We start from the raw sequence: 26,993 nt of genomic DNA, 5'->3' as shown, positions 1-26,993 counted from the left end.
ATCAACTGAGTTCGATGCGATCGGCATGAATGACAATCTGGCCATTCTTGTACAACGTACCGATGGCCTTCTTGAAGTTGCCCTTGCTGACGCCAAACAGGCTGCTGATCAACGCCGGATCGCTCTTGTCGCTGACCGCCAGGCTGCCGTTGTTTTCACGCAACTTGGCGAGGATCTTCGAGTTCAGGCTGGTGGCCGCTTCCTGACCGACCGGTTGCAGGCTCAGGCTGATCTTGCCGTCGGCACGAACTTCCTTGATGAAGCCCTTTTCTTCTTTGCCGGCGCGCATGAACTTGAAGATTTCGTTCTTGTGGATCAGGCCCCAATGCTTGTTGTTGATGATGGCCTTGAAGCCCATGTCCGTGGCTTCGGCCACCAGCAAGTCCACTTCCTGGCCGGCGCTGTAGTTGGCCGGAGTCTTGTCCAGGTAGCGGTCCAGGCGCGCTGTCGCGGTGATGCGACGGGTGTGCTTGTCGAGGTAGACGTGCACCACCACATACTCGCCCGCTGTCATCTGACGTTTCTCTTCGGAGAACGGCAGCAACAGGTCCTTGGGCAACCCCCAGTCCAGGAATACGCCGATGCTGTTGACTTCAACAACTTTCAAACTGGCGAATTCACCGACTTGAACTTTCGGCTTTTCAGTAGTTGCGATGAGTTTGTCATCGCTGTCCAGATAAACAAAAACGTTGAGCCAGTCTTCATCTTCGCTAGGAATATCTTTTGGAATATAACGATTGGGCAAAAGGATTTCGCCATCCGCACCACCGTCCAGATATAAACCGAAGTTAGTGTGTTTAACCACTTGTAAACTGTTGTAACGCCCGACTAAAGCCATGTCCAATACCCTCATTGCGTGGCGGCATTCTACCCGGTTTTAAGCGCGGCGTTCGGCACCCGGCCCGGTGGCGCGAGAAAATCCTCCGGAGCCCTTAATTTTCCGGGGTTTTCATCGCGCACCTGGCCGCTCGTCAGACCGATCCGGGCATTTACGCCATGCCGGGGCAAGCGTGCCGCGGTATTTTTCCAGGCAATGTTTTTAGTTAAAACAGCGGCTTAGACTCATATTTCGAATATTGGCCGCGGCTTGATTATCCCGACTCGACGAATATGCCGAGGGGATATTTGCCAAGCAATTATCAGGTAATTCCTGTACGATGCTTGGCCAAGTTAATTTTCTACAGGTTAATGGCCGCCATGCGCGTAAAAGCATCCACCAGCAAAGCAAAGCCAGCTCCAGCCGTCGAAACCAGCGAGTCGATCAACAGCCAGATCGCTGCGTTCCTCAAGTCCGGCGGTGAAATCCAGCAAATTGCCAAAGGCGTCAGCGGCCAGACGTTCGGCCCGTCCAAGCAGATCACCCTGGGCAAAAAGTAACCCCCTCGCGTCACCTGGTCCCAAAGCGCTTTGAGCTTCGAAGCGCTTGGACTGGAACCCTCTTCACCCCCTGCGCTACACCATCCAGCCCTGTAAATCGACGAACGGCCTTCGCTGCCGATCATTCGCCGGTATCCTTGCACACGTCTGGATCAAGCGTTTCAGCGGGCTCCCCAGCCTGCCCTCGCTGTTCATGGAGTGACGCATGTTCAAATCTTCCTGTTTATCGGCATTGCTCGGCGGTCTGCTGGCATGCTCCGGCGCACAGGCACAAATCTTTCAGCGTGAGCTGGGCGGCTTCGACCTCAAGCTCGGCACCACTCCCAGCCGCAGCATGGCCCAGGGCCTGGTCAAGCCTTCGGCCGTGGGCTCGTTCCACGGTGGCCTGGACCTGAGCCACGACAGCGGTTTCTACGTGGGCCAATGGTCGCCCAGCATGGGCATCAGCCCGGGGAAAGACCTCGAGATCGACTCCTACATGGGTTTTAAACAACCCTTCGATCAAACCCTCGGCTACGAAGTGGGCCTGATCCGCTACAGCTACCCTGAAGTCACAACCCCCGACAGTCAGGAACTGTTCGGCGGCCTGACCTTGCTCGGCAACCGTTTCGGCATCGCCTTCAGCAATGACCCGGACAAACAGAACAACACATTGTTCGCTGACTTGAGCGGCAATCAACCGTTCGGTGTCGGCATCAGCCTGAAATACACCACCCACCAATTCAATACACCCGTGGCGGTGGATGGTGGGTATGTAGGCAGTTTTACCGATTGGTCGCTGAAGTTGTCCCGCCCGTTCATGGGCATCGACCTCAACCTGATCTACAGTGACTCCAGCCTCAGCGGCAGCGGTTGCTCGGCCTATGCCGGGCACAACAGCCAGTGTGACGGGCTGGTGACGCTCAAGGCTGAACACGCGTTCTATTGATCGGCTGAACTGCCGGGCTCCTCCCGGGTTCACATGAGAATCAGACCCCGAAGACTGGCTTTCGCAAGGATTCGCCCATGTCCCGCTGGTTCAAACATATCGCCGTTGTCCTGAGCATTTCCCTCGCCCTCGGCGCGTGCAGCCGCATGGGCCTGGCCTACCGCAATCTCGACGTGATCATCCCCTGGACGCTCAGCGACTACCTGGACATGAACGGCGAGCAGAAAAGCTGGCTGGACGAACGCCTGAAAGAACACCTGAGCTGGCACTGCACCACCCAACTGCCTGGCTACCTCGACTGGCTCGACCGCCTGCAAACCATGATCGAGAGCAATCAGGTCACCGATGCCGCCTTGCAGGCCCGCGCCCAGGAAGCCGAACAGGCGATCGCCGAGACCGCGCGGGAAATCGTCCCTTCGGCCATCGAATTGCTGCAAGGGCTGGATGACAAGCAGGTCGCGGAGATGAATGAAGCCTTCGCCAAGGACCGGCGCAAACGCCAGGAAGAATACCTCAAGCCCTCCCTCGAGCAGCAGGTCAGCCAGCGTGGCGCACGCATGGAAAAGCGCCTGAACGACTGGCTCGGACCACTGAGCACGGCCCAGCAGCAGCGGGTAACCGCATGGTCGAACGCCCTGGGTGATCAGAATACCCAGTGGCTTGCCAACCGTGTCCATTGGCAGAAGCAGTTAAGCGCGGCCGTTGCGCAACGCCAGAGTGCAGAATTCTTACAACGCATCGAGACGCTTCTGGTCAATCGTGAAAGTTTGTGGACGCCGGCCTATCGCCAAGCCTTTGCCAGGACCGAGGCCCAGGCACGTTCGCTGTTCGTGGATCTCATGGCACAAAGCACGCCGAGCCAGCGCGAGCGATTGCTGAAGAAAATCGAGGGTGTGAGGAAGGACTTCAGTGATCTGAAGTGTCTGAAAGCAGCGACACAAGGTTAGGAACATGTAGGAGCGAGCCTGCTCGCTCCTACAGGGGTGTTTCCACAGGATTGCAGGAGAACGTCAGGCGATCTGCGCCTTCGACGCCACCTCATCGAAGGTCATCTCATCCAGCGCATCGTCTTGCTCGTCCAGCACCTGCCGCGGGTGATCATTGCCGGGAATGCTGCTGTCGATCAGGCTCAACAGGCGCGAACCGCGCGTCGTCAAAATGTAATTGGCGCCCGTGCCGCCTTCATCCTCCGGCCGCGGCTCGATGTAGCCCCGCTCCAGCAGTAACTTTTCGTACTCGCCCGCCACCGATTTCAGGTGATCAAGGTTTTCAATCGGCTCACCTTCCGCGGCTTTCTGCGCGGCATGCTGTTCGGCGTAAGGCCGCGGTGTGAAGCTGTGGCCCGCGCTGTTTTGCGCTTCATGCAGCAAGCGCTCAATCAAGTCCCAGTTGTAAGTCGTCATCCTGATTCAACCTCCGGTGCCCGTTGGATGGATGCCCGTGCAATTGATCGGGCCTTACAGGTTGTGACCGGTACGCCGCGCAGCCGTTCAGCCGGGCTTTTGCTGACGACCGACCGGCGGCCTGTCGAAATCCGCCCAAGCCAAACGACTAGGCTGTGTAAGTCACCTCCCCGCCCCACGCAGGAGAAAACATCATGAACATTCAGAATCATCCCGTCGTATCGCGGGAAGAATGGCTCGCCGCCCGCAAACAGCACCTGGCCCGCGAGAAAGCCTTCACCAAGGAAAGGGACAAGCTCAGCGCCGAACGCCGCGCCCTGCCCTGGGTGAAAATCGACAAGGACTACCACTTCCAGGGGCCCAAAGGCGAACTGAAGCTGGCGGACCTGTTCGGCGGCCGCAGCCAGTTGGTCATCTACCACTTCATGTTCGCCGAGGGCTGGGACGAGGGCTGCCCCGGTTGCTCGTACCTCAGCGATCACATCGACGGCGCCAACCAGCACCTGGCCCACCATGACGTGGCCGTGGTAGCGGTTTCCCACGCACCCTTCGCCGAATTCCAGGCGTTCAAACGACGCATGGGCTGGAAATTCGACTGGGTATCGTCCGAAGGCTGCGATTTCAACTACGACTTTGGCGTCACCGCCCGGGCCGAAGACGTCGCCGCCGGAAAAGCTACGTACAACTACGAAAAAACCGACGGCGCCGAGGAAGAACTACCCGGTCTAAGCGTGTTTTATCGCAATGACGCCGGGGAAATTTTCCACACCTACTCCACCTATGCCCGCGGCCTGGACATGCTGGTCGGCGCCTACAACTACCTCGACCTGACGCCCAAGGGCCGCAACGAAGAGGAAATCATGGAGTGGGTGCGGCATCACGACAAATATGAGGAACAGGAGAAGTCGAGCTGCTGTCATGGTGGTTAGCCCCAGACATCGAGGCGCGGCCTTCGTCGGAGCGCCGCCCGGAGCAAGCCACGCTCCCACAGGTTTCTGTGGTGTTCACAAAACCTGTGATGACCAATCACAGACTGAACTTTCCCCATTGGCCAACGCTCAACCGGTTAACCCGCCTTGACCGGATCTGAGGCCCACGCCCATGAAATCACTGCTGAAGACGCTCACTCTCGCCACTGCCCTCGCCTGCGCCCTGCCCGCCTGGGCCTGCACGCCCGAGGAAGCCACCGCCAAACGTGAACAACTGGCCCGGGAAGTGGCCAGGCTCACCGAGCAGAACCCGACCAAGGCCAAAGAGATCAACGACGAATTGCAGAAAATGGACCTGGGTACGGCCGCGAAAGACTTGCCGGACAAGTGCCAGTTGATCGATCAGCGCTTGAAAGAGCTAGGCACCGCCGAGAAGAAAGCCGAAAGCTGATAAACGCCAGGCCTAAAAAAACCCGGACACTGTCCGGGTTTTTCCTGGGTCGCTTACAACGACTTACTCAGCCGCTGGCGCTTCCGGCTTGCGGCGCTTGAGCGGGGCCATGCCGTCCTTGCTGACCAGCGAATCGCTCTTCGGCCGGTTGGCGCTCTTGCGCTTGGTCGGGGTCTTGGCGGCGGTTTTTTTCTTGTCGCCCTTGGCGTCGGTCTTTTTCTTCTTCACGCCGACAGCCTTGCCCGAGGCCTTGACCTTCTTCGGTCCGCCGTAGGTGCCTTTGACTTCCTTGATGGTGCGGCGCTCGAAGGTCTGCTTCAGGTAGCGCTCGATGCTCGACATCAGGTTCCAGTCGCCGTGGCAGATCAGCGAGATGGCGAGGCCATCGTTGCCGGCGCGACCGGTACGACCGATGCGGTGCACGTATTCGTCGCCACTGCGCGGCATGTCGAAGTTGATCACCAGGTCCAGGCCGTCCACGTCCAGGCCGCGAGCGGCGACGTCGGTGGCCACGAGGATTTTCACCCCGCCCTGCTTCAAGCGGTCGATCGCCAGTTTGCGATCCTTCTGGTCTTTCTCGCCGTGCAGCACGAACGCCTTGTATTCCTGGGCAACGAGGCGACCGTAGATACGGTCGGCCATGGCCCGGGTGTTGGTGAAGACGATCGCCTTCTGGTAGGTCTCGTTGGCCAGCAGCCAGTTCACAATCTGTTCTTTGTGCTGGTTGTGGTCAGCGGTGATGATTTGCTGACGGGTCGTCTCGTTCAGCTGGCTGACCGCGTTGAGCTGCAAGTGCTCAGGGTTGTTCAGGACCTTGGCGATCATCTCGCGCAGGCCCGAACCACCGGTAGTGGCGGAGAACAGCATGGTCTGCTGACGGTTGGTGCACTCGTCCACCAGACGCTGCACGTCATCGGCAAAGCCCATGTCGAGCATGCGGTCGGCTTCGTCGAGCACCAGCACTTCAACTTCTTTCAAATCGAGGTTGCCGGCGTTCAGTTGCTCGATCATCCGGCCCGGCGTACCGATCAGGATGTCCGGCACCTTGCGCAGCATCGCGGCCTGGACCTTGAAATCTTCGCCGCCGGTGATCAGGCCGGACTTGATGAAAGTGAACTGCGAGAAGCGTTCAACTTCCTTCAGGGTCTGCTGGGCCAGTTCGCGGGTCGGCAGCAGGATCAGGGTCTTGATGCTGACGCGGATTTTCGCCGGGCCGATCAGACGGTTGAGGATGGGCAAAACGAATGCAGCGGTTTTGCCGCTACCGGTTTGCGCCGTCACCCGCAGGTCACGCCCCTGGAGCGCCAGCGGGATGGCCGCGGCTTGCACAGGCGTTGGCTCGACAAATTTCAGCTCGGCCACGGCTTTGAGCAGGCGTTCGTGCAGGGCGAATTGGGAAAACACGGGTGCTACCTCGAAGAAATGCAAAAAAACAGCTGCATAGGGTAACGGTTTCGAGCGCTCAGGCCGAGTTTCTTTATGCAAATGGCGGTAAACAGTTGGTTTTTTGTTGCCTGTTTTTTCCACAAACGCAATACAAAGCGTCTTAAATGCTCTAATCGCCACTCGCGTCCTACAGAAGAATCGTTTTTAACCATGGATATCAAACAGCTCTGGACCAACGTCCTGGACCTTTGGGGTGCCCTCGATCAGCACCCGCTCATACACTCCAGCCTGTCACTGTTGTTGCTGTTGGCGATTGCGCTGTTCCTCGGACGGGTGGCGCGCTACCTCATATTGCACGCGACCAAAATGCTCGGCCGCCAGCCGGCCTTGCACTGGGTCAATGATTTCCTGCAGAACAAGGTGTTCCATCGCCTGGCGCAGATCACGCCTTCGCTAGTGATCCAGTTCGGTCTCAATCTGGTGCCGGACCTGAGCAAAACCAGCCTGAACTTCCTCGGCAACGTCGCGCTGTCCTTCACCTTCCTGTTCCTGCTGCTGGCGGTCAGCGCCCTGCTCAACGCACTGCTGGACATCTATGCCCGCACCGAGCACGCCCGCACCCGCTCGATCAAGGGCTATGTGCAACTGGCGAAAATGGTCTTGTACGTATTTGGCGCGATCATCATCGTCGCCACGCTGATCGACCGTTCGCCGCTGTTGCTGCTGTCGGGTCTGGGCGCCATGTCCGCGGTGATCCTGTTGGTCTACAAGGACACCCTGCTGTCGTTCGTCGCCAGCGTGCAATTGACCAGCAACGACATGCTGCGGGTCGGCGACTGGATCGAAATGCCCCAGGTCGGTGCAGACGGCGATGTGGTGGACATCACCCTGCACACGGTCAAGGTGCAGAACTTCGACAAGACCATCGTCTCGATCCCGACCTGGCGCCTGATGTCCGAGTCGTTCAAGAACTGGCGCGGCATGCAGGCTTCCGGTGGCCGGCGAATCAAGCGCAGCCTGTTCATCGACGCCAGCGGCGTTCGCTTTCTGCGCGACGACGAGGAACAGAAGCTGTCCCAGGTGCACTTGCTCACCGACTACATGGCCCGCAAGCAGGCAGAACTCAAGGCCTGGAACGAAGCCCAGGGCAACGTCGCGGCCATGTCGGCCAACCGTCGGCGGATGACCAACATCGGCACTTTCCGCGCCTATGCGCTGGCCTACCTGAAGACTCACCCGGGGATCCAGCCGAACATGACCTGCATGGTCCGCCAGATGCAGACCACGGCCCAGGGTATCCCGCTGGAAATCTACTGCTTCACCGGGACCACGGCGTGGGCCGATTACGAGCGGATCCAGGGGGATATTTTCGACTACCTGCTGGCGGTGCTGCCGGAGTTTGGCTTGAGCCTGTATCAGCAGCCGAGCGGAACGGATTTGCGTGCGGGGTTGCTGCCTGCGGTGCTCGGTGCAAGTTACATTCCCGAGCCCGAAAAACACATCATGTAGCCCCGCTCCTACAGCTTTAGCGTGCAGCTACCGACTGGCGCGCACCCAACCGACTGATCCACACCGCCAGCAGAATCACCGAACCGCCGAGCAACAGGCGCCCCAGTTCCTCATGCTGGTTCCAGATCAGCAGGTTGATCAGCAACCCCACCGGCACATGCAGGTTGTTCATCGCCGCCAGGGTCCCGCCGCTGACCAGGCACGCACCTTTGTTCCACCAGTAGAGCCCCAAAGCGCTCGAGACCAGACCGAGGAATAGCAATACGCCCCATTGCAGCGGTGCTTCAGGCAGGAAGTCCTGTTTGCCCAACAGCAGAAACGCCGGCAATACCACGGCCAGGGCGCCGAGGTAGAAGTAGCCGAAACGCCGGTAATGCGGCAGGTCGCTCGGATGGCGGGCGACCAGGTGTTTGTAGAGCACCTGCCCGGCGGCATAGGTGAAGTTGGCCAGTTGCAGCAGCAGGAACCCCATGAAGAAATCCGGATTGATCCGGTCGAAGCGAATCACCGCCGCCCCCGCAACCGCCACCAGCGCCGCGACCAGGGCCCAGGGATTGAAGCGACGATTCAGTGCGTCTTCGATCAGGGTCACGTGCAGCGGCGTGAGAATGGTGAACAGCAGCACTTCCGGCACCGTCAGGACGCGAAAGCTCAGGTACAGGCAGACGTAGGTCACGCCGAACTGTAGCGCGCCGATCAGCAGCATGCCGCGCATGAAGGCCGGCTCCACCGAGCGCCAGCGGGTCAGTGGAATGAACACCAGCCCTGCCAGCAGCACACGCACCAGCACCGCAAAGTAACTGTCGACATGACCGGCCAGGTATTCGCCGATCAAACTGAAGGAAAACGCTTGGATCAGCGTGACAAAAAGTAGATAGCCCATGCTCGCCTCGTTTCGAATGGCGGCGACGATAGCGGTTTTTGCCTTGTACCGCGAACGATCAAGCAATACAAAACCTTGTAGGAGCCGGCTTGCCGGCGATGAGGGCGTGTCAGTCAACGATGGTATTGCCTGATACACCGCTATCGCCGGCAAGCCGGCTCCTACAGGTTGTTTTGCAGAATCGCAGGCAAAAAAAAGCCCGATCTCGCTAAAGCGTTCAATCGGGCCAGGGCACTCAGGAGCAACAAGTGCGAAGGGAGGTTCGATGCGCGTACAGGCTTGAAGGGTTGCGCCAGGTCACTAGACCATCCAGCGATTATCTGGCGATTAACGGCTCAGGCCACTTGCGAAAGCTTGGCGTTCGCCTGGTTCAGGCCTTTCTCCTGGAAATCACCGCCCAGGTTCATGCCTTCGGCGTGGATGAACGTCACGTCGTGGATGCCGATGAAGCCCATGACCTGACGCAGGTACGGTTCCTGGTGATCGGCGGTGCTGCCGGCGTAGATGCCGCCACGAGCCGTCAGCACATAGGCGCGCTTGCCGCTGAGCAAACCTTGCGGACCGGTTTCGGTGTATTTGAAGGTCACGCCCGCACGCAGCACATGGTCGAGCCAGGCTTTCAGGGTGCTGGGGATCGCAAAGTTGTACATAGGCGCGGCCATGACCACTACATCGGCGGCGAGCAGTTCATCGGTCAACTGGTTGGAGCGCTCCAGGGACGTCTGCTCGATGTCACTGCGCTGCTCGGCGGATTTCATCCAGCCACCCAGCAGGTTGCTGTCCAGGTGCGGCACCGGCTTGACGGCCAGGTCGCGGACGGTGATCTGGTCATTCGGGTGAGCCGCTTTCCACTGGCTGATGAAGGTCTGGGTCAGTTGACGGGAAATCGAGTCTTGCTGACGGGCACTGCTTTCGATGATCAGAACGCGGGACATGGGATGTAGGCTCCATCTGAGAATGCTGTAGGTCGATGGAGTGAAGGTTAAACAGAGTCATATCGATGAAAAAGCGCAAATAACTGCTATAACCCATCAATAAATTCGTTTATAACCTCAATGCACCCTGTGGGGCCGGGCTTGCTCCCACAGGGGATCGAGGTTCACTTCGGGGTGCAGGTCAGCTCGATGCGCAATTTGATGATGTTGCGGCTGAATTTGGCCGTGGCGTTTTTGTGTTTGCCGGCCGGTACATCGATCTTGCGGGTCCGGGGTGCTTCCGGACCATTGCTGAATACCGCCTTGCAGCTCGCATCGACGTCGCCGTAGTTGGCCACCCGAATCGAACCGATGTCGCTGTCGGTATCGAAGGTTTCGAAGTCGATCTTCATTCCGTTGAGGTTCTTCTGCACATCGATCGGATAAGCAAACGCGGTCAGCGGTAGCAGCGCCAGCAGCACACAACAGAATTTTTTCATTCAGCAGCCTCCAGTAAGGGCTGCCAGCTTAGGACAAGAGGAGCTCAACATGAAAGCGCCCCGCGTGACCCTTGATCAATGGCGAACGCTGCAAGCCGTGGTCGATCACGGTGGTTTCGCCCAGGCCGCCGAGGCGCTGCATCGCTCGCAATCATCGGTCAGCTACACCGTGGCACGCATGCAGGATCAGCTCGGCGTGCCGTTGCTGCGCATCGACGGACGCAAGGCCGTGTTGACCGATGCCGGCGGCGTGCTGCTGCGCCGCTCCCGGCAACTGGTGAAACAGGCCAGCCAACTCGAAGACCTGGCCCATCACATGGAGCAGGGCTGGGAAGCCGAAGTGCGCCTGGTGGTCGATGCCGCCTACCCCAGTGCCCGCCTCGTGCGCGCCTTGACCGCGTTCATGCCGCAAAGCCGTGGCTGCCGGGTGCGTCTGCGTGAGGAGGTGCTGTCGGGCGTGGAGGAAGTCCTGCTCGAGGGCGTGGCCGACCTGGCCATCACCGGGTTCAGCATTCCTGGCTATCTGGGCGCGGAATTGAGCGACGTCGAGTTCGTCGCGGTCGCCCACCCGGAGCACCCCCTGCACCGCCTCAACCGCGAGCTGAGCTTCCAGGACCTGGAAAGCCAGATGCAGGTGGTGATCCGCGACTCGGGCCGCCAGCAACCGCGGGACGTCGGCTGGCTCGGTGCCGAACAACGCTGGACCGTCGGCAGCCTGGCCACCGCCGCGACCTTCGTCAGCAGCGGCCTGGGATTTGCGTGGCTACCCCGGCACATGATCGAACGGGAACTCAGGGAAGGTACGCTCAAGCTGCTACCGTTGGATCAGGGCGGTAGCCGCAACCCGAGCTTTTACCTCTATTCGAACAAGGACAAACCGCTCGGGCCGGCCACGCAGATTCTCATCGAACTGCTGCGTACGTTCGACACCGCACCACTGGACGCACCGTTCGCCGCCCCCGAACAAGCCTGACACGGAGTGTATGCATGGCCTATTTCGAACACGAAGGTTGCAACCTGCACTATGAGGAATATGGCCACGGCACGCCGCTGCTGCTGGTCCATGGCCTGGGCTCCAGTACCCTGGACTGGGAAAAACAGATCCCGGCACTTGCCACCCGCTACCGGGTGATCGTCCCGGACGTGCGCGGTCACGGCCGTTCGGACAAACCCCGGGAGCGCTACAGCATTGCCGGATTCAGCGCTGACCTGGTCGCGCTGATCGAGCACCTCGATCTCGGCCCGGCACATTATGTCGGCCTGTCCATGGGCGGCATGATCGGCTTCCAGTTGGGCGTGGATCAGCCGCAACTGCTCAAGAGCCTGTGCATCGTCAACAGTGCGCCAGAGGTCAAACTGCGCAGCCGCGATGACTACTGGCAGTGGTTCAAGCGCTGGAGCCTGATGCACGCACTCAGCCTGCGCACCATCGGCAAGGCATTGGGCAGCAAATTGTTCCCGAATCCCGGACAGGCCGACTTGCGAGAAAAAATGGCCGAGCGCTGGGCAAAAAACGACAAACATGCTTATCTCGCCAGCTTCAATGCCATTGTGGGCTGGGGGGTTCAGGAACGACTTTCGAAAGTCACCTGTCCAACCCTCGTTGTCAGCGCCGACCGTGACTACACGCCGGTGGCGCTGAAGGAAAACTACGTAAAACTGCTGCCCGATGCGCGGCTGGTGGTCATCGCCGATTCACGCCACGCCACGCCGCTGGACCAGCCGGAACACTTCAACCAGACACTGCTGGAATTTCTGACCACAGTCGACACCACCACTCAGGATCATTGACCCATGCTGAAAAAAATCGCCCTCGCCGCAGGCTCTGTCCTGTTTGCCGCCAACCTGATGGCCGCGACGCCGGAAAAGGCCCCGCACGTGCTGCTGGACACCACCAACGGCCAGATCGAAATCGAACTGGACCCGGTCAAGGCCCCGATCAGTACCAAGAACTTTCTTCAATATGTGGACAGTGGTTTTTACAACAACACAATTTTCCACCGTGTGATCCCGGGCTTCATGGTTCAAGGCGGCGGTTTCACCCAACAGATGCAACAAAAAGAAACCAAAGAACCGATCAAGAACGAGCACAAGAACGGCCTGGTCAACGTGCGTGGCACCTTGTCCATGGCCCGTACCTCGGTGCCTGACTCGGCCACCAGCCAGTTCTTCATCAACGTCAAGGACAACGACTTCCTTGACCAGGGCGACGGCTACGCGGTGTTCGGCAAAGTGGTCAAGGGCATGGACGTGGTCGACATCATCGTCAATTCGCCGACTACCACTCGTGGCGGCATGAAGGACGTTCCGGCCGACCCGGTGTTCATCAAGTCGGCCAAGCGCATCGACTGAGACCAAGCTGGACAAGGATGTCCGAGCCGTTGCCGGTGATTGCCGGCAACGCTCACACCGTTAAAAGGAGAGCCCGTTCGCGGGCGAATAACCAATGCTTTATCGCCGCTTTGAAAAACTGATCGATGTTTTCCGTGAAGCACCGACGGCGTCTCCGCCGGACCGGGTTTTCCCTTTCTACACTTATTACCTCAAGCAGGTGTGGCCGAGTTTCGCCGCTCTGCTGATCGTCGGCCTGGCGGGTGCATTGATCGAGGTGGCGTTGTTCAGCTACCTGAGCCGCATCATCGACCTGGCCCAGGGCACGCCGAACGTCAATCTGTTCCGCGAGCACGCCCTCGAACTGACCTGGATGGTGGTGGTTGCGCTGGTGCTGCGCCCGATATTCGTGGGCTTGCATGACCTGCTGGTGCACCAGACCCTGAGCCCCAGCATGACCAGCATGATCCGCTGGCAGAACCACAGCTACGTGCTCAAGCAGAGCCTGAATTTCTTCCAGAACGACTTCGCCGGGCGCATCGCCCAACGCATCATGCAAACCGGCAACTCACTGCGCGATTCCGCGGTGCAAGCCGTGGATGCGTTGTGGCATGTGTTGATCTACGCCATCAGTTCGCTGGTGCTGTTCGCCGAAGCCGACTGGCGCCTGATGATCCCGCTGTTGACGTGGATCTTCGCCTTCATCGGCGCCCTCTGCTACTTCGTGCCACGGGTCAAGGACCGCTCGGTGGTGGCGTCCGATGCGCGCTCCAAACTCATGGGGCGGATTGTCGACGGCTACACCAACATCACCACCCTGAAGCTGTTCGCCCACACCAACTTCGAACAGCAATACGCCCGCGAAGCGATCAAGGAACAGACCGAAAAAGCCCAACTGGCCGGCCGCGTGGTCACCAGCATGGACGTGGTCATCACCAGCATGAACGGCTTGCTGATCGTCTGCACCACCGGCCTGGCCCTGTGGTTGTGGACGCAGTCGCTGATCAGCGTCGGCGCGATTGCCCTGGCCACCGGCCTGGTGATCCGCATCGTCAACATGTCCGGCTGGATCATGTGGGTGGTGACCGGCATCTTCGAAAACATCGGCATGGTCCAGGACGGCCTGCAGACCATCTCGCAACCGGTCAGCGTGACCGACCGCGACCAGGCCAAACCTTTGGCGGTGGCCCGTGGCGAAGTGCGCTTCGAACAGGTGGACTTCCACTACGGCAAGCAGAGCGGGATCATCGGCGACCTGAACCTGACCATCAAGGCCGGCGAAAAAATCGGCCTGATCGGCCCGTCCGGTGCCGGCAAGTCGACCCTGGTGAACCTGCTGCTGCGCCTGTACGACGTCGAAGGCGGACGCATCCTGGTCGACGGCCAGAACATCGCCGACGTCAGCCAGGAAAGCCTGCGCGAACGCATCGGCATGATCACCCAGGACACGTCGCTGCTGCACCGCTCGATCCGTGACAACCTGCTGTATGGCAAACCCGATGCCACCGATGCCCAGCTCTGGGAAGCGGTGCACAAGGCCCGGGCTGACGGTTTCATTCCTTCGCTGTCGGACGCTGAAGGCCGCACGGGCTTCGATGCCCACGTCGGTGAACGCGGGGTGAAACTCTCCGGTGGCCAGCGCCAGCGCATCGCCATTGCCCGAGTGTTGCTCAAGGACGCGCCGATCCTGATCATGGACGAGGCCACCTCGGCACTGGATTCGGAAGTCGAAGCGGCGATCCAGGAAAGCCTCGAAACCCTGATGCAGGGCAAAACCGTGATCGCCATCGCTCACCGGCTCTCGACCATCGCCCGGATGGACCGGCTGGTAGTGCTGGAAAACGGCAAGATCGCCGAGACCGGCACCCATGCAGAACTGCTCGCCCATGGCGGTTTGTATGCACGGTTGTGGCAACACCAGACTGGTGGGTTTGTCGGGATTGATTGAGTTTGCGGTGGCCACAAAACCTGTGGGAGCGAGCTTGCTCCGGGCGGCGTTCCGACGATGACGGAGTGTCAGTCGATAGCAATGTTGTCTGGTCCACCGCTATCGCGAGCAAGCTCGCTCCCACAGGGATAAGCGCCATACCGAAAATCGAAATAACCGCCAGAGCCTGTCAAACACAGGGCCTGGCGTTTTTTTATGCCTGCTGGAATTCTGAAAAAACCGTGCTGTACTCACTTCAACGTTCTGGAGGTGGTTCTGCAGTCCATCGGCTGGATGCTCAAGGCAGCATAATCTCGAAAGGGCACTCTCTATGTCTCTGTTAAAACGTTCGGCTACAGAGTTGGTAGGTACGTTCTGGCTGGTGTTGGGTGGTTGCGGCAGTGCGGTATTGGCAGCAGCTTTTCCGGAGGTGGGGATCGGCCTGCTCGGGGTGTCTTTCGCGTTTGGCCTGACAGTGCTGACCATGGCTTTCGCCATCGGCCATATTTCCGGTTGTCATCTCAATCCTGCGGTATCCCTCGGCCTGGTGGTGGGTGGGCGGTTTCCGGCCAGTGAGTTGCCGGCCTACATCGTTGCCCAAGTGATTGGCGGCGTGATTGCAGCCGCCCTGCTGTACTTCATCGCCAGCGGCAAACCCGGGTTCGAACTGGCGGGAGGCCTGGCGTCCAACGGCTATGGCGAACATTCGCCCGGTGGTTATTCGATGGCGTCAGGGTTTGTCACTGAACTGGTGATGACCGCGATGTTCATCCTGATCATCCTCGGCGCCACCGATAAACGTGCGCCGGCTGGCCTGGCTCCGATTGCCATCGGCCTGGCGCTGACACTCATCCACCTGATTTCGATTCCGGTCACCAACACCTCGGTCAACCCGGCGCGCAGCACCGGGCCGGCGCTGATCGTCGGCGGCTGGGCGATTCAACAACTGTGGATGTTCTGGGTCGCGCCACTGCTCGGCGCCATTGTCGGCGGCGTGCTGTATCGCTGGCTGGGCAAGGAAGAAAGCTGAAACGCTGAAGGTCAGCCTTGTCGATAAGGCAAGGCTGACTTCGCTTCCTCTGCATACGCCAGCACTCCTAACCTCTCTTGCTGCAGAAAGTCCTTCACCGCCGCTTTCAACCCCTGATGCCGCAGGTAATGCCAGGAATGCGTAATCACTGGCTCGAACCCACGAATCAGTTTGTGTTCGCCCTGGGCCCCGGCATCGAAACGCTGAAAGCCATTGGCGATGGCATAATCCATTCCCTGGTAGAAACAGGTCTCGAAATGCAGGCGATCGAACTCCGCCAGGCATCCCCAGTAACGGCCATAAAAGCTGTCGCCCCCCACCAGGCTGAACGCCATCGCCACCGGCCGTGAACCCTGCCTGGCCAGCACCACGCGAATCGACTCCGGCATACGTTCGGCCAACAGGCTGAAAAACTCTCGCGTCAGATACGGTGCTTGCCGGCGCACCGCGTAGGTATTGGCGTAGCAGGCATAGACAAAATCCCATTGCGCCTGGCTCAGTTCCCGCCCTTCCAGCCATTCGAACTCAAAACCCTGCACCGCCACCTGCTCGCGCTCCTTGCGCATCTGTTTGCGCTTGCGCGAACTGAGCACGTCGAGGAAGTCCTGGAAATCCCGGTAGCCGCGATTCTGCCAGTGATACTGACAGCCCACGCGCTGCAGCCAGCCGGGCTGCTCGCTCAGTGCCGCATCGGTGAACGGATCGGTGAAGTTGATGTGCGCGCTGGAGAGCCCTTCTATCTCGAGGTAGCCCGGCAGGCTTTTCAACAGTTCGAAACCATCCTCTACCCTGGCCGCCAACAGCCGCGGCCCGGTGACCGGGCTGAACGGCACCGCGGTCAACAGCTTGGGGTAGTAATCGATGCCGGCGCGCTCGCAGGCATCGGCCCAGGCGTGATCGAACACGTACTCGCCGTAGGAATGCCACTTGCGATAGCTGGGCAGAGCGGCGATCAGGCGCTCACCTTCAATGTGCAGCAAATGTTCGGGCTGCCAGCCGGAATGGGGGCCGACGCTGCCGCTGTCTTCCAGGGCGCTCAAAAAAGCGTGACGCAGAAAAGGCTGCGTCTCGGGCACCAGGGCGTCCCAGGTTTGCGGGGCGATTTCCGACAGTCTTTGCAGGCGTTGCAACGGCATCACCGTCCTCACTCATCATGGCGTGAAAGCCCCGCGAGTATCGCCTATCGCCCGGCAATGCACACGGTCAAAACGACGACAGCGCTCTAACTCAATAGTTCAGGGCGACTTTGTATCGTCATGGACATGACATCACATTGCCACCGCTCTGTAATAAACGATCGCGATACTGGCGCCTGTTTTTAGAGCGCCGGGTTATACCCGGCCACTGTTTTCCGCCCCTTATGGTCGGTTGTGTCCCGGATGGCTCAGTCATCCCCTCTCATCTTCGGAGATTGATATGCGTCTTGCTTCCACGAAAACTGCGGCGGCCTTGTGCGGTGGCCTGTTGCTGGCCATGAGTGTTCCGGCCAGTGCCGCAGTCGACGCCAAACTGCTCGACATGCTCAAGGCTAACGGCTCGATCACCAACGCGCAGTACAGCGAACTGCAAGCCGAGCTGGCCAGGGATCAGAAAGACCAGCAGATCGCCCGTCAGGCTCAGCAAGAGACCAACGAGCAAATCGCGGCCACCGCGAAGAAAACCGACACACTGAGCGCCTTCGACCAGAAACTTGCCTGGGCGGCAAAGACCCAGTTCAAGGGCGACGTGCGCTTCCGCCAGGAAAACGTCCACAACGATGGCGTGCCGAACAACAAGGACCAGGACCGTCAGCGCATTCGTGCCCGCCTGGGTGCCTACAGCGAAATCAACTCGCAGGTCGACACCGGTATCCGTATCGCCACCGGCAGCAACGACGACGCTCGCTCCACCAACCAGGACCTGAACAACTACTTCGACAAGAAGCAGATCTGGCTGGACCAGGGTTACATCGACTATCACCCGGACGCGATCAAGAACCTGCACCTGGTGGGCGGCAAGATGCCGCAACAATGGGTGAGCATGGGCGACATCATCTGGGATAGCGACATCAACCCGGAAGGTCTGGCGGTCACCTACAAATACCCGCTGAGCGGCAGCACCGAGCTGTTCGGTAGCGCTGGCCACTACACCCTCAAGGACAACGTCGACGGCGAAGGCGTGCAGTTCAAGCACGACCTGCGTCTGTACGCCGGCCAGCTGGGGGGTCGCTTCGCCATCACCGACAGCATGAAGTTGACATTGGGTGGCAGCCTCTACGCCTACGACAACGACGACAGCAGCGCCTGCCCTACCAGCGGCACCGTCACCGCGCCGTGCGCACTGGCCGTCAACGGCAACAGCCCGGGCGAACAGTTCAAGCTGTACGAAGGTTTTGGTCAACTGGACTTCAGCAACCTGCCAGTGCCGCTGTCGATCTACGGTCAGTACGTCAACAACACCGATGCCAGCAACGACCAGGACACCGGCTGGCTGGCCGGCGTGAAGTCCAAGCTGTATGGCTTCAACGTCGACTACAACTACCGCGACGTTCAGCGTAACGCGGTGGTGGGCGCCTTCACCGACTCCGACTTCGCCAACGGCTTCACCGGTTCGCGCGGCAGCAAGCTGAAAGTGAGCTACGACCTGGACAAGAACTTTGCCCTGGGCGCGACCTACTTCATGGCGACCTCGGACCAGACCAACGCCAACATCAACAAGAAAGATTCGGACATCAACACCCTGCAACTGGATGCCGAAGCGAAGTTCTGATTTAACCGCAGCACCGCTACATGACCCGGTCAAGGAAGCCCGGGTTACCCCCACAGCCTGACGCTGGTCTATCGGTCCCCATCATCCTCCGATAGGTCAACGCCGGGCTGTTTCTATTGGCGTCAACCTACCTGTAGGAGCGAGCATGCTCGCGATGAACCTGAGATCGCCGCTGGGTGTCAGGCATCCAGCGTCATCGTTGACGACCATCACGAGCATGCTCGCTCCTACAGGTAATGCGGCGCTGCCGGGATGCGGGGCAGTCCGCGCTCCTACAACTTGCGCAGCAACACGCTACCAATCGAATAACCGGCACCGAACGAACTGAGCACGGCCAGCGAACCGGCGGCCAGATCGTCCTGGTTCTTGTGGAACGCAATCACGGAACCGGCGGAACTGGTGTTGGCGTAGGTGTCGAGAATCACTGGGGCTTCCTGTTCGGTGGCGTCGCGGCCGAGCAGTTTCTTGACGATCAGGTGGTTCATGCTGAGGTTGGCCTGGTGCAGCCAGAAGCGCTTCACGTCGCTGACGTTGAGCTGGTTTTCCTGCAGGTGCTCGGCGATCAGCTCGGCCACCATCGGGCAGACTTCCTTGAACACCTTGCGGCCTTCCTGCACGAACAGTTTGTCCTTGGCGCCGATGCCCTCTTCCGCCCCGCGGTTGAGGAAGCCGAAGTTGTTGCGGATGTTGTTGGAGAACTTGGTCAGCAGCTTGGTGCTGACGATGTCGAACTGGTATTTGGACGTCGCCAGGTCGGCACGTTCGATGATCACCGCGGTAGCGGCATCGCCGAAGATGAAGTGGCTGTCACGGTCGCGGAAGTTCAGGTGGCCGGTGCAGACTTCCGGGTTGACCATCAGGATCGCCCGGGCCTGCCCCAGTTTCACGCTGTTGGCGGCGGTCTGGATACCAAAGGTCGCCGAGGAACACGCCACGTTCATGTCGAAACCGAAACCCTGGATGCCCAGCGCCTCTTGCACTTCGATGGCAATCGCCGGGTAGGCACGTTGCAGGTTGGAGCAGGCGACGATCACGCCGTCGATGTCAGCGGCGGTCTTGCCGGCGCGCTGCAGGGCTTGCTCGGCGGCGCCGATGGCCATCTGGCAAAGCACCGACCATTCGTCATTGGAGCGCTCCGGCAGGCGTGGGGCCATGCGTTGCGGATCGAGGATGCCTTCCTTGTCCATGACAAAACGGCTCTTGATGCCGGAAGCTTTTTCGATGAAGGCGGCGCTGGATTCGGTCAAGGCCTGCACTTCACCGCGCGCGATGGCGTCGGCGTTGTCCGCGTTGAATTGCGCGACGTAAGCATTGAAAGACTGGACCAGCTCTTCGTTGGAAATGCTGTTGGCCGGGGTATACAGGCCGGTGCCACTGATGACGACGTTATGCATGGTCGTGTCTCTAATCTGTTCAGGCAGAAAGTGCTGGCACCGTCGTACCAACACACAAAGGGTCTATTCCCGTCCGAGGGACGCAAACCTGGCATCGCTTTATTCCGACCTGCCCGCGACATGAAGGCTCAAAACCGCGGGGCCGGCGTTTATAGGCGCGAAGTTTGCCATAAAGCGTGGGTTTTGGCCCCTTTTTGCGAGATGACTCGACCTGAAGCGGCGTTTCGGAATGGAGATGGCCAACCTGTAGGAGCCGGCTTGCTGGCGATAGCGCCTTGAAGAACGCCATCGCCAGCAAGCCGGCTCCTACAGGGGGCTCGGTCAGGGCTCTACCTGACTCCACTGCTTGTTCAGGCGCTTGTCGGAGATCGGCACCTTGGTTCCCAATTGCTGCGCAAACAGCGACACCCGGTATTCCTCCAGCCACCAGCGATACAGCTCCAGCTGCGGATCGCGCTTGCCTTCCTGGGCGTGTTTGTTGGCGCGGGTCTGGTATTGCGTCCACAGGCCGCTCAACTCGCCGCTCCAGACCCGGTCGCGCTGCACCTGGGCGCCGATTTTTTCGAAGCGCTGCTCGATGGCCTTGAGGTAACGCGGCAACTCCTTGAGCCACTGCATCGGCGTTTCCCGGACAAACCCCGGATACACCAGGTGGCTGAGTTGCTGCTTGATGTCGTTCAGGGCCACGGCTTGCGCCAGGTCGATCTTGCCCTTGAAGCGCTTTTGCAGGCCGTGCCAGTGCTTGAGGATTTCCAGGGTCAGCTTCGCCACGCGCTCGGCGTGCTCGGTCCAGGCGCCACGTTTGCGCTCGGCCAGCGACGCCAGACCGGCGCCATCACGGGGCAACGGGTCTTCGCCCTCGAGAATGCAGCTGTCGAGACTGGCCAGCAGAATATCTTCCACCAGCGCATCGACACGCCCCATGTCGCGGTACAGCAGGCCCAGCTCGGTCAGGCCCGGCAACTTGCCACGGAGGAACTTGGCAGGTTCGGCCAGTTGCTGCATCAGCAAGCGCTGCAAGGCACGGCGATGCTGGAACTCGGCCTCGGCCGGGGTCGAAAAACGCCCTTCCTTGACCGTGCCGGCCTCTTCAACCAGCGCCGGATAGACCGTCATCGACAGCCCGGCGATCTTCTGTTGGGTTTTTTCGGCCACCGCGGCGAACACTTTCGGCTCTACCGGCTGCTGGCTCTTCGCGGTTTGCGGCACCGCCAACGCGGCCTGGCTGGCCTCGGCGAAACGCGCAGTCAGCTCGGCCAGATCGCGACCTTCGCCGAGGAACTTGCCCTGGGCGTCGACGATTTCCAGGTTCATCCGCAGATGGCTTTCGACCTGCTGCGCGGCCTCGGCCCAGGCTTCGTCGCTGACCCGCGCACCGGTCATGCGCAGCAACTCGCGGCCCAGCGCCTGGGGCAGCGAGCCTTCGGCAAAGGTCATGCGCTGCAAGGCCGCCTTGACGAAATCCGGCACCGGCACGAAATTCTTGCGCAGGGCCTTGGGCAGGTTGCGCACAAGGGCAATGCACTTGGCTTCAATGACGCCCGGCACCAGCCATTCCAGGCGTTCCGGCGGCAGCATCGGCAACAGCGGCGCCGGCACGCGCAGGGTCACGCCATCCCGAGGATGGTTGGGTTCGAAGTGGTAGCTGAGCGCCAACTCCAGATCGCCGATGTGCAGCGTGTCCGGGTAATGCTGGGCGGTGACTTCGCTGGCCTCGCGGGCCAGCACGTCTTCTTCGCGCATGATCAGCAGCTGCGGGTCTTTCTGGCTGTTGATCCGGTACCAGCTGTCGAAGGTCGCGGTCTGATGGATCTCCGCCGGCAGCCGAGCGTCGTAGAAGGCGTACAGGGTTTCTTCGTCGGCGAGGATGTCGCGACGACGGGCCTTGGCTTCCAGTTCGTCGAGCTGTTCCAGCAACTGCTTGTTGGCCGTCAGGCACTTGGCCCCGGACTGGATTTCCCCGCGCACCAACGCTTCGCGGATGAACAGTTCGCGGGACACCACCGGGTCCACCGGACCGTAATGCACCGGCCGGCGCCCGACCACGATCAGCCCGAACAGGGTGATCTGCTCGAACGCAACCACCTGGCCGCGCTTCTTCTCCCAGTGCGGTTCGAAGTGGTTTTTCTTGATCAGGTGCCCGGCCAGCGGCTCGATCCAGTCGGCATCGATCTTGGCGACCATGCGCGCGTAGAGCTTGGTGGTTTCCACCAATTCGGCCGTCATCAGCCACTGCGGGCGCTTCTTGCCGATGCCCGACGACGGGTGAATCCAGAAACGCCGCTGACGCGCGCCGAGGTAATCGCCCTCTTCGGTCTTCTGCCCGATCTGGCTGAGCAGGCCAACCAGCACGGCTTTGTGCAGTTTCGGATAGTCCGCCGGCTCTTTATTGAGGCTCAACTGCATGTCGCGGCAGATCAGGCTCAACTGGCGATGGGAGTCACGCCACTCGCGCAGGCGCAGGTAATTCAGGAAGTTCTTGCGGCACCAGTTGCGCAGCGGGCTGGCGGTCAGCGCCTGGCGCTGCTCTTCGAAACCACGCCACAGATTGACCAGTCCGGCGAAGTCCGAGTCGACATCTTTCCACTGAGCGTGGGCCTGATCCGCCGCTTGTTGGCGTTCCGGCGGACGCTCGCGCGGGTCCTGGATCGACATGGCGCTGGCGACGATCAGCACTTCCTGCAAGCTGCCGAGTTTCGCCGCTTCCAGCAACATGCGGCCCATGCGCGGGTCCACCGGCAGGCGCGCCAGTTGGCGACCGAGCGGGGTCAGTTGACTGTTGCGATCCACCGCCGAGAGTTCTTGCAGCAGGTTGTAGCCATCGCTGATGGCCTTGCCATCCGGCGGCTCGATAAACGGGAATGCCGTGACCTCGCCAAGGCGCAGATGCAGCATCTGCAAGATGACCGCGGCAAGGTTGGTACGCAGGATTTCCGGATCGGTAAATTCCGGGCGCCCGAGGAAGTCTTCTTCGCTGTAGAGGCGGATGCAGATACCCGGCTCGACTCGCCCGCAGCGGCCTTTACGCTGGTTGGCGCTGGCCTGGGAAACCGCCTCGATCGGCAGGCGCTGGACCTTGGCCCGGTAGCTGTAGCGGCTGATGCGCGCGGTGCCGCTGTCGATCACGTAGCGGATGCCCGGCACGGTCAGCGAGGTTTCCGCGACGTTGGTCGCCAGCACCACCCGACGACCCGGGTGCGACTGGAAAATCCGCTGCTGCTCGGCTGGTGACAGTCGCGCGTACAGCGGCAGGATTTCGGTGTGCTTGAGCTGGGCCTTGCGCAGCATGTCGGCGGCGTCGCGAATCTCGCGCTCACCGGGCAGGAACACCAGCACGTCACCGGGACTGCGGCGCTCGCTGCGCTCATAGGCGGCGATTTCGTCGAGGGTGGCGAGGATCGCCTGATCCACCGTCAGGTCGTCCTCGACGCGGTTACCCTCTTCGTCCTGCTCAAGCGTCAGCGGGCGATACCAGGTGTCCACCGGGAACGTGCGCCCGGAGACTTCGACAATTGGTGCATCGTCGAAATGCCCGGAGAAGCGCTCAAGGTCGATGGTCGCCGAAGTGATGATGACTTTCAGGTCCGGACGACGCGGCAGCAGGGTTTTCAGGTAGCCGAGCAGGAAGTCGATGTTGAGGCTGCGTTCGTGGGCTTCGTCGACGATGATCGTGTCGTAGCGTTCCAGATACCGGTCGTTCTGGGTTTCCGCCAGCAGGATGCCGTCGGTCATCAGTTTGATCAGGGTGTTGGAATCGCTCTGGTCCTCGAACCGCACCTGATAACCGACCAGCGCACCCAGCGGCGTGCCGAGTTCTTCGGCGACCCGGCTGGCGACGCTGCGCGCAGCGATCCGGCGCGGCTGGGTGTGGCCGATCAGGCCATGCTGGCCGCGCCCGATTTCCAGGCAGATCTTCGGCAACTGGGTGGTTTTACCCGAGCCGGTCTCACCGGCGATGATCAGCACCTGATGCTTTTCCAGCGCCTTCTTGATTTCGTCGCGCTTGGCCGCGATCGGCAAACTGTCGTCGTAACGAATCACCGGCAGGCTGGCGCGGCGCGCCAGCACCTGCTCACAGGACGCCTGCATGCGCGCCACCCACTGGGCCAGCTTGGCCTCGTCGGGTTTCTTGCGCAGCTCAAGCAACTGCCGCCGCAGCCGGTGGCGGTCGGCGAGCATGGCGTGATCGAGGTTTTTCAGCAGTTTGTCGATGGAGGGCGATTCGTCGGTCATCGGGTACGCAATTCAGTCGTCTAGTGGCGCAGGGTGCGGATTGTCGCAGATTTGAAGGTTGAGCGAGATCCCTTGTAGGAGCGAGCTTGCTCGCGATGAACTCAAGAACGCCACGGGGTGTCAGGTTTCCCGCGTCACCGTTAACGACCATCGCGAGCAAGCTCGCTCCTACAGCGATGCGTACCGGTGCTACTCGCTGTCGAGGCCTTTACGCCGATACGGGAATACATCGATCACTTTGCCGCCCCGAATCGCTTCCTGCAGGCTTTTCCAGTAATCGGCGTTATACAACTCGCCATGCAACTGATCGAACAACTTGCGTTGCCCGAAATCGGCAAACAGGAATGGCGGAAACTCCTCCGGGAACACGTCCAGCGGTCCGATCGAGTACCACGGCTCGGAGGCCATTTCGTCTTCCGGGGTGCGCGGTTGCGGGATATGGCGGAAGTTGGCCTCGGTGAGGAAGCAGATCTCGTCGTAATCGTAGAACACCACCCGGCCGTGACGGGTGACGCCGAAGTTCTTCAGCAGCATGTCGCCGGGAAAGATGTTGGCCGCCGCCAGTTGCTTGATCGCCAGCCCGTAGTCCTCCAGGGCTTCGCGCACCTGAGCCTCGTTGGCGTTTTCCAGGTACAGGTTCAACGGCGTCATGCGGCGCTCGGTCCAGCAGTGACGGATCAGCACCGTATCGCCTTCCACCGACACCGTGGACGGCGCAACTTCCAGCAGTTCCTCCAGGCACGCCGGATCGAACTTGCTCAGCGGGAAACGAAAGTCGGCGAATTCCTGGGTATCGGCCATGCGCCCTACCCGGTCGACACTCTTCACCAAACGGTACTTCTCGATCACCGTGGCGCGGTCGACGTTTTTCGATGGCGAAAAACGGTCCTTGATGATTTTGAATACGGTGTTGAAACCCGGCAGGGTGAACACGCTCATGACCATGCCGCGCACACCGGGGGCCATGATGAACTGGTCGTCGGTGTTGGCCAGGTGGTTGATCAGCGCCCGGTAGAACTCGGACTTGCCGTGCTTGTAGAAGCCGATCGAGGTGTACAGCTCGGCAATGTGCTTGCCCGGCAGGATTCGCCGCAGGAAGCCGATGAACTCCGCCGGCACCGGTACATCCACCATGAAATACGAGCGGGTGAAGGAAAAAATGATCGACACGTCCGCCTCGTCGGTGATCAGCGCATCGATCTGGATCCCGCGACCTTCCAGGTGCAGCAAGGGAATCGCCAGCGGCCACTGCTCGTCGGCGGTATAGATGCGCCCGACCAGGTACGCGCCTTTATTGCGATACAGCACCGAGGAAAACAACTCGACGCTGAGCTCCGGGTCCTTGCACACCCAGTCCGGCAGGTTCTCGCGCAGTTGCGCTTCGAGGCGCTTGAGGTCGCCGGGCAGGTCGGCGTAGTCCTCGCTGAAGCGGTAGTCGGCGAAAATGCTGGCGAGCATCACCGACAATTGGCCGTGGGGCTTGTAGGTGCGGGTTTGCGCGGCCCGGGCCCGACGCAGGCTCGGGCGGGTGGTGTGAATGAACATGCAGCCGTCGCTGATCAGGTCATGGCTGAACAGCCCGCAGAAGATCGAGTTGTACCAGGTCTCGGACAGCTCATCGTCAAAACGCAGGTCGATCAGGCTGATGTAGGCGCTTTTGACCAGCGGCCAGCAGCTGACGTCCAGCGTGTCGGCATCAAACGCGGTGCGCAGTCGGTCCACCGTTTCACCGACCTTGTCTTCGTACAGATTGATCCGCGCCGCCGACGCCGATTGCGTCTCCTGCCACCTGGCTTGCTCGAAGCGAGCCCGGGCGCCGTCGGTGATCTGCCGGAAATGCTCGCGGTAATCGTCAAAGCCATCGAGGATCAAGCGGGCGATATCGGCGGCTGGCCATTGCTGCGGCATGGTGAGACCTCTGCGGGAATTCGGGAGCCCTGAGCTTAGCCAGTGAAGCGGGTGCAGGAGAAGCGTAATTTTGCGGGCGAATTGAATGCCCGGTTTTCGGTTGCCATCGGTCACACACTCAGCAACACTTTCGCCCCTCCATCAAGGAAGGACCTCGCTGTGAACCCCGTCGATATTTTCCGTTTACTGTCCCTGGCGGCCATTTGGGGTGCGAGTTTTCTGTTCATGCGCATCATCGCCCCGGTGATTGGCAGCATTCCAACCGCTTTTTTCCGTGTATCCATCGCCGCTGCCGGACTGCTGGTGATACTCGGGCTGATGCGCATCAGTTGGGATTTCAAGGGCAAGCTCAAGACCGTGATGCTGCTCGGGGTGATCAACTCTGGGGTTCCGGCGACGCTCTATTCGGTGGCCGCGCAGGTGCTGCCCGCCGGTTATTCGTCGATTTTCAATGCCACGACGCCCTTGATGGGCGTGCTGATCGGCGGCCTGTTTTTCCATGAAAGGCTCACTGGCGCCAAACTCGGCGGCGTGTTCCTGGGGCTGTTCGGCGTGGGCGTGCTGACCCGTGCCGGCCCCGTGGCGTTCGATATGCAACTGCTGATGGGAGCCATTGCCTGCCTGCTCGCGACCACTTGCTACGGCTTTGCAGGGTTTCTGGCCCGGCGCTGGCTCGATCAGGCCGGTGGCCTCGACAGCCGTTTGTCGGCACTGGGCAGCATGCTCGGCGCGACATTGTTCCTGTTGCCGCTGTTCGGCTACAGCGTGATCAGCCAACCACCGGCGAGCTGGGGCGGCTGGAGCGTGTGGCTGTCGTTGCTGGGGTTGGGTCTTGGGTGTACGGCCTTTGCGTACATTATCTACTTCCGGCTGTTGAGCTCGATTGGGCCGGTGAAATCGATGACCACGACCTTTCTGATCCCGCTGTTCGGGGTGCTGTGGGGAGGGCTGTTTCTCGATGAGCCGCTGTCGATGGCGCATGTCTATGGCGGGGTGTTGATTGCGGTGGCGTTGTGGATGGTATTGAAGCCGGCTGCGGTGAAGGTGGCTGAGGTGACTGCCAGGTAATTCGATGGTGTTGCTGATGACGCCATCGCTGGCAAGCCAGCTCCTACAAGGGCCTGCGTACAACCCTGTGGGAG

The 26,993-nt window shown here is 60.4% G+C and carries 23 protein-coding genes; 13 read left to right on the top strand and 10 right to left on the bottom strand.

Features of this window, described 5'->3' with window-relative positions; all coding sequences use genetic code 11:
* Position 1 precedes the first annotated feature (1 nt).
* Positions 2-838 (bottom strand): CvfB family protein, encoded by an 837-nt coding sequence (locus AB4O16_RS24130; RefSeq protein ID WP_160389650.1) that lies wholly within the window; start codon positions 836-838, stop codon positions 2-4.
* A 350-nt stretch (positions 839-1,188) separates the two neighbouring features.
* On the opposite strand from AB4O16_RS24130, the gene AB4O16_RS24125 reads away from it, so the two are divergent.
* From AB4O16_RS24125 to AB4O16_RS24115, 3 genes are all read left to right on the top strand, one after another.
* Positions 1,189-1,377 carry a hypothetical protein gene (locus AB4O16_RS24125; protein ID WP_015096330.1) on the top strand — a complete coding sequence of 63 codons (189 nt, stop codon included), beginning with the start codon at positions 1,189-1,191 and terminating at the stop codon, positions 1,375-1,377.
* A gap of 205 nt (positions 1,378-1,582) precedes the next feature.
* Positions 1,583-2,305 carry a TorF family putative porin gene (locus tag AB4O16_RS24120; protein ID WP_460156009.1) on the top strand — a complete coding sequence of 241 codons (723 nt, stop codon included), beginning with the start codon at positions 1,583-1,585 and terminating at the stop codon, positions 2,303-2,305.
* 77 nt (positions 2,306-2,382) lie between these two features.
* Complete coding sequence (locus AB4O16_RS24115) at positions 2,383-3,252, top strand: DUF6279 family lipoprotein (protein ID WP_460156008.1); 870 nt, start codon at positions 2,383-2,385, stop codon at positions 3,250-3,252.
* 63 nt (positions 3,253-3,315) lie between these two features.
* On the opposite strand, the gene AB4O16_RS24110 is transcribed toward AB4O16_RS24115, so the two are convergent.
* Positions 3,316-3,708 (bottom strand): transcriptional regulator, encoded by a 393-nt coding sequence (locus AB4O16_RS24110; protein WP_160389647.1) that lies wholly within the window; start codon positions 3,706-3,708, stop codon positions 3,316-3,318.
* 194 nt (positions 3,709-3,902) lie between these two features.
* Here AB4O16_RS24110 and AB4O16_RS24105 point away from each other — a divergent pair, with 194 nt between their 5' ends.
* Both AB4O16_RS24105 and AB4O16_RS24100 read left to right on the top strand, forming a co-directional pair.
* Positions 3,903-4,637, top strand: a complete 735-nt coding sequence (locus AB4O16_RS24105) for a DUF899 domain-containing protein (protein ID WP_460156007.1) — start codon at positions 3,903-3,905, stop codon at positions 4,635-4,637.
* Positions 4,638-4,809: 172 nt separating this feature from the next.
* The gene (locus tag AB4O16_RS24100) at positions 4,810-5,088 is read left to right on the top strand and encodes a hypothetical protein (protein ID WP_460156006.1); all 279 of its coding nucleotides are present in this window, start codon (positions 4,810-4,812) and stop codon (positions 5,086-5,088) included.
* A 63-nt stretch (positions 5,089-5,151) separates the two neighbouring features.
* On the opposite strand, the gene AB4O16_RS24095 is transcribed toward AB4O16_RS24100, so the two are convergent.
* On the bottom strand, positions 5,152-6,492 hold the full coding sequence (locus tag AB4O16_RS24095) for a DEAD/DEAH box helicase (protein ID WP_150717932.1): 1,341 nt from the start codon (positions 6,490-6,492) through the stop codon (positions 5,152-5,154).
* A gap of 192 nt (positions 6,493-6,684) precedes the next feature.
* Here AB4O16_RS24095 and AB4O16_RS24090 point away from each other — a divergent pair, with 192 nt between their 5' ends.
* Positions 6,685-7,983, top strand: coding sequence for a mechanosensitive ion channel family protein (locus AB4O16_RS24090; RefSeq protein ID WP_160389644.1), 1,299 nt, complete (start codon positions 6,685-6,687; stop codon positions 7,981-7,983).
* A 16-nt stretch (positions 7,984-7,999) separates the two neighbouring features.
* On the opposite strand, the gene AB4O16_RS24085 is transcribed toward AB4O16_RS24090, so the two are convergent.
* The 3 genes from AB4O16_RS24085 to AB4O16_RS24075 form a co-directional block, all read right to left on the bottom strand.
* A complete protein-coding gene (locus AB4O16_RS24085) occupies positions 8,000-8,866 on the bottom strand; it encodes a carboxylate/amino acid/amine transporter (RefSeq protein WP_460156005.1) in 867 nt (288 codons plus the stop codon).
* A gap of 335 nt (positions 8,867-9,201) precedes the next feature.
* Entirely contained in the window at positions 9,202-9,801 is a 600-nt protein-coding gene (locus AB4O16_RS24080) for an FMN-dependent NADH-azoreductase (RefSeq protein WP_460156004.1), read from the bottom strand.
* 164 nt (positions 9,802-9,965) lie between these two features.
* Positions 9,966-10,280, bottom strand: coding sequence for a 3-phosphoglycerate kinase (locus tag AB4O16_RS24075; RefSeq protein WP_160386412.1), 315 nt, complete (start codon positions 10,278-10,280; stop codon positions 9,966-9,968).
* Positions 10,281-10,329: 49 nt separating this feature from the next.
* Between AB4O16_RS24075 and AB4O16_RS24070 the strand changes: the two genes are divergently transcribed.
* From AB4O16_RS24070 to aqpZ, 5 genes are all read left to right on the top strand, one after another.
* Positions 10,330-11,253, top strand: coding sequence for a LysR family transcriptional regulator (locus AB4O16_RS24070; protein WP_460156003.1), 924 nt, complete (start codon positions 10,330-10,332; stop codon positions 11,251-11,253).
* 14 nt (positions 11,254-11,267) lie between these two features.
* A complete protein-coding gene (locus AB4O16_RS24065) occupies positions 11,268-12,071 on the top strand; it encodes an alpha/beta fold hydrolase (protein WP_160386416.1) in 804 nt (267 codons plus the stop codon).
* Positions 12,072-12,074: 3 nt separating this feature from the next.
* Positions 12,075-12,632, top strand: a complete 558-nt coding sequence (locus AB4O16_RS24060) for a peptidylprolyl isomerase (RefSeq protein WP_460156002.1) — start codon at positions 12,075-12,077, stop codon at positions 12,630-12,632.
* Between the two features lie 94 nt (positions 12,633-12,726).
* Entirely contained in the window at positions 12,727-14,559 is a 1,833-nt protein-coding gene (locus AB4O16_RS24055; protein WP_460156001.1) for an ABC transporter ATP-binding protein, read from the top strand.
* Between the two features lie 310 nt (positions 14,560-14,869).
* A complete protein-coding gene (gene aqpZ / locus AB4O16_RS24050; RefSeq protein WP_160386422.1) occupies positions 14,870-15,568 on the top strand; it encodes an aquaporin Z in 699 nt (232 codons plus the stop codon).
* Positions 15,569-15,579: 11 nt separating this feature from the next.
* On the opposite strand, the gene AB4O16_RS24045 is transcribed toward aqpZ, so the two are convergent.
* Positions 15,580-16,704, bottom strand: a complete 1,125-nt coding sequence (locus tag AB4O16_RS24045) for a GNAT family N-acetyltransferase (RefSeq protein ID WP_460156000.1) — start codon at positions 16,702-16,704, stop codon at positions 15,580-15,582.
* 280 nt (positions 16,705-16,984) lie between these two features.
* Here AB4O16_RS24045 and AB4O16_RS24040 point away from each other — a divergent pair, with 280 nt between their 5' ends.
* Positions 16,985-18,316: a putative porin gene (locus tag AB4O16_RS24040; protein WP_160386426.1), complete on the top strand. Its 1,332-nt coding sequence runs from the start codon at positions 16,985-16,987 to the stop codon at positions 18,314-18,316.
* Between the two features lie 272 nt (positions 18,317-18,588).
* Here AB4O16_RS24040 and AB4O16_RS24035 read toward each other — a convergent pair whose 3' ends face one another.
* The 3 genes from AB4O16_RS24035 to aceK all read right to left on the bottom strand — a co-directional run bounded on the left by AB4O16_RS24035 (position 18,589) and on the right by aceK (position 25,851).
* Positions 18,589-19,710 (bottom strand): beta-ketoacyl-ACP synthase III, encoded by a 1,122-nt coding sequence (locus tag AB4O16_RS24035; RefSeq protein WP_160386428.1) that lies wholly within the window; start codon positions 19,708-19,710, stop codon positions 18,589-18,591.
* A gap of 321 nt (positions 19,711-20,031) precedes the next feature.
* Positions 20,032-23,943: an ATP-dependent RNA helicase HrpA gene (hrpA, locus tag AB4O16_RS24030; RefSeq protein ID WP_460155999.1), complete on the bottom strand. Its 3,912-nt coding sequence runs from the start codon at positions 23,941-23,943 to the stop codon at positions 20,032-20,034.
* A 189-nt stretch (positions 23,944-24,132) separates the two neighbouring features.
* A complete protein-coding gene (aceK, locus tag AB4O16_RS24025; RefSeq protein ID WP_160386432.1) occupies positions 24,133-25,851 on the bottom strand; it encodes a bifunctional isocitrate dehydrogenase kinase/phosphatase in 1,719 nt (572 codons plus the stop codon).
* A 159-nt stretch (positions 25,852-26,010) separates the two neighbouring features.
* Between aceK and AB4O16_RS24020 the strand changes: the two genes are divergently transcribed.
* Positions 26,011-26,919 (top strand): DMT family transporter, encoded by a 909-nt coding sequence (locus AB4O16_RS24020; RefSeq protein ID WP_160386434.1) that lies wholly within the window; start codon positions 26,011-26,013, stop codon positions 26,917-26,919.
* Positions 26,920-26,993 lie beyond the last annotated feature (74 nt).

The organism is Pseudomonas sp. S2_H10 (genome assembly GCF_054668285.1).
Note: the sequence above shows the minus strand (reverse complement) of the source record. Positions and strands in the feature narration are given on the sequence as shown.